Below are 2949 nucleotides of genomic sequence, written 5' to 3'. Positions count from 1 at the left end.
CGAAAAGCCTCGATCCGGCATCGCTGAAGGATAAGGGTTTCCTCAGTCGCATGTTTCTCTCGGCCAAGGCCAGGCTCGAACGCTTCAAGGCGGAGTTCGAAGACGTGGCCGGCCAGATCGACCGGATCGGCCTGGAGCTCGACCGCCATAAGGATACGCTAAGGCGCGACATTGCGCTGCTCGACGACCTGCATGAGGAAACCAGGCAATCGATCATGCGGCTCGAGGCCTATGTTCAGGCCGGCAAGACTTTCGCCGAGCGTTTCCGCAGCGTCGATCTGCCGAGGCTGAAGGCGCAAGCCGAGGCGGCGGCGACCGGCCCCGGCGGCGGCATGCTGGAAGCACAGACCTATCAGGACAGCCTGCAGGCGCTCGACCGGCTGGAAAAGCGGGTCTTCTACCTGCAGCAGGCCCGTCAGCTCGGCATCCAGCAATTGCCGCAGATCCGCATCGTTCAGGCGGGCGATGAGACGCTGATCGAGAATCTGCAGGCGACTTCGGCGCTGACGGTGCCGGCCTGGAAGCAGAAGATGGTGATCCTGCTCGGCTTGACGCGGCAGAAATCGGCGCTCGACCTGCAGAAGGCGGTGACCGACGCCACCAACGACATGATCCGCCAGGCGTCCGAGATGATGAAGGACCAGGCGATATCAATCGAGCAGCAGTCGCAGCGCGGCATCGTCGATATCGACACGCTCGCAAAGGCGAACAGGGATCTGATCGATACGATATCAGGCGTGCTGCAGGTTCAGGAGGAGGGACGCCGCAAGCGGGCGCTCGCCGAACAGCAGATGGAGCAGATGACGATCGAACTCAAGAAGGCGATGACCCAAGCGTGATCGGCAAGATGACGATGCGAGCACTGCTTTCAGGCCTGGCACTTCTTGCCGCTCTGCCCCTTGCCGGCTGCAATCCCTTTGGCCAGGGGCCGGATTTCTCGATCGTATCGGGATCGGAGAACACCGTTCTGCAGCCGATCGTCGAAGAATTCTGCAAGCAGAAGAACGCCACCTGCACCTTCAAGTATGAAGGCACGCTCGATATCGGTCTGGCGCTGCAGAGTGACCAGGGCGTCGCGCAGGATGCGGTCTGGCCGGCCTCCAGCGTCTGGGTCGACATGTTCGACACCAAGCGCCGCGTCAAGAGCCTGACCTCGATCGCCCAGACGCCGGTGGTCTTGGGCGTGCGCAGGTCGAAGGCCGAGCAGCTCGGCTGGATCGGCAAGGACGTCTTCATGAAGGACATTCTCGCTGCGGTCGAGAGCGGGTCGCTGAAGTTCCTGATGACCTCGGCGACGCAATCCAATTCGGGCGCCAGCGCCTATCTTGCCATGCTGTCGAGCGCGCTCGGCAACAAGCCGGTGTTCGAGCCCGGCGATCTCGACGACAAACACGTCCAGGAGAGCGTCCGGTCGCTGCTGTCAGGTGTCGTGCGCTCTTCCGGCTCTTCCGGCTGGCTTGCCGATCTCTATGTCGAATCCGCCGGCAAGGGCACGATCTATGATGCGATGTGGAATTACGAGGCGGTGCTGAAGGAAACCAACGACAAGCTCGCCGCCCTGTCGCAGGAACCGCTTTACGCGATCTATCCGGCCGATGGTGTGGCCATGGCGGATTCGCCTATCGGTTTCGTCGATCATGGCCGCGGGCCTGAAGTCCAGACCTTCTTCAACGATCTGCTCGCCTATCTGAGCTCGGCCCCCGTGCAGCAGCGCATCGCCGATACCGGCCGGCGCATTCCCTTGACCGGCGTTGCCGCAAAGCCGGAGCCAAGCTGGAATTTCGATCCCGCCCGGCTGGTGACGGCAATCCGCATGCCGGAGGCGGGCGTCATCCGCCAGGCGCTCAACCTTTATCAGGCCGCGCTGCGCAAACCGTCCCTGACCGCGCTCTGCCTCGATTTTTCCGGTTCGATGCAGGGTGACGGCGAGGATCAGCTGCAGAAGGCGATGCGTTTCCTGTTGACGCCCGACGAGGCGAGCAAGGTGCTGGTGCAATGGTCGCCCGCCGATCAGATCATCGTCATTCCCTTCGACGGCAGCGTGCGCAACACTTTCATGGCGAGTGGAAATCCGCTGGAGCAGGAGGGGCTGCTGAACGAGATTTCCCGGCAGAAGGCCAATGGCGGCACGAACATGTATGCCTGCGCCGCACGGGCTCTGCAGCAGATTGCCCGAACCGACGGGCTCTCGACTTATCTGCCTGCCATCGTCATCATGACCGACGGCAAGTCCGATGATCAAAGCCAGCCCTTCACCAGAGAATGGAAGGCGATGGAGCCGCATGTGCCGATCTTCGGCATCACATTCGGCGATGCCGACAAGACCCAGCTCGACAGTCTCGCCAAGCTGACCTCGGCGCGCGTATTCGATGGCGGTTCGGATCTCGCCACCGCCTTCCGCACCGCGCGAGGCTACAATTAGGACAGGCATGCGCAACTGGCTCGGCAATGACGGCAACTGGATCGTGGCGGGACTGGCTGCGGCAATCACCGTGCCGCTCTTGAGCTTTGCAGCCGGCATGCCCTTCTGGATCGCCGCCATCATCGCCCTTCTGGTCTTTGCCGGCCTCGTCATTCTGCTCGCGCCGCGCCGGCTGTTCGAAGGCCTCGATATCAAGAGCATCGGCAGCGGGCGCGTCGCCTTTGCCCGCGACCTGCTAGAGGCCGCCGTTCCCTTTGCACAGAGGCTGGAGACTGCCGCCGACACGATAAGCGATCGTCAGATGGCAGCCGCAGTCCGGCATCTCGCCGAAATTGCCGCCGATGTCTTTCGCAAGGTCGAGGCCAAGCCCGAGAGCGCCAATGCGGTACGGCGGTTCCTCTCCTATTATCTGCCGCGTGCCGCCGAGGTGGCGGAAGGTTTTGCCGTGATCGAGGCCAAGCGCGTTCCAGACCCCAAGCAGTTGGAAGAGGTGCGCGGCGTGCTGGTCAAGCTCGAAGAGGCCTTCG

At 62.6% G+C, this 2949-nt stretch carries 3 protein-coding genes; all 3 read left to right on the top strand.

What is annotated here, in order from left to right; genetic code table 11:
• A partial coding sequence (locus tag FY112_RS00765; RefSeq protein WP_151517386.1) for a toxic anion resistance protein occupies nucleotides 1-839 on the top strand: 839 nt, incomplete at its 5' end.
• Between the two features lie 14 nt (nucleotides 840-853).
• Nucleotides 854-2422 carry a substrate-binding domain-containing protein gene (locus FY112_RS00760; protein WP_151517387.1) on the top strand — a complete coding sequence of 523 codons (1569 nt, stop codon included), beginning with the start codon at nucleotides 854-856 and terminating at the stop codon, nucleotides 2420-2422.
• A 7-nt stretch (nucleotides 2423-2429) separates the two neighbouring features.
• The coding region (locus FY112_RS00755) for a 5-bromo-4-chloroindolyl phosphate hydrolysis family protein (protein WP_151517385.1) at nucleotides 2430-2949 on the top strand (520 nt) is incomplete at its 3' end.

Origin of the sequence: Rhizobium sp. PEPV16 (genome assembly GCF_008919455.1) — a bacterium.
Lineage (GTDB): Bacteria > Pseudomonadota > Alphaproteobacteria > Rhizobiales > Rhizobiaceae > Rhizobium > Rhizobium leguminosarum_Q.
This window is presented reverse-complemented; position numbering and strand designations above follow the sequence as displayed.

What these genes read in the sequence shown, in the direction of transcription:
- FY112_RS00760 (WP_151517387.1), top strand. Translation starts at nt 854, where the DNA reads ATGCGAGCACTGCTTTCAGGCCTGGCACTTCTTGCCGCTCTGCCCCTT.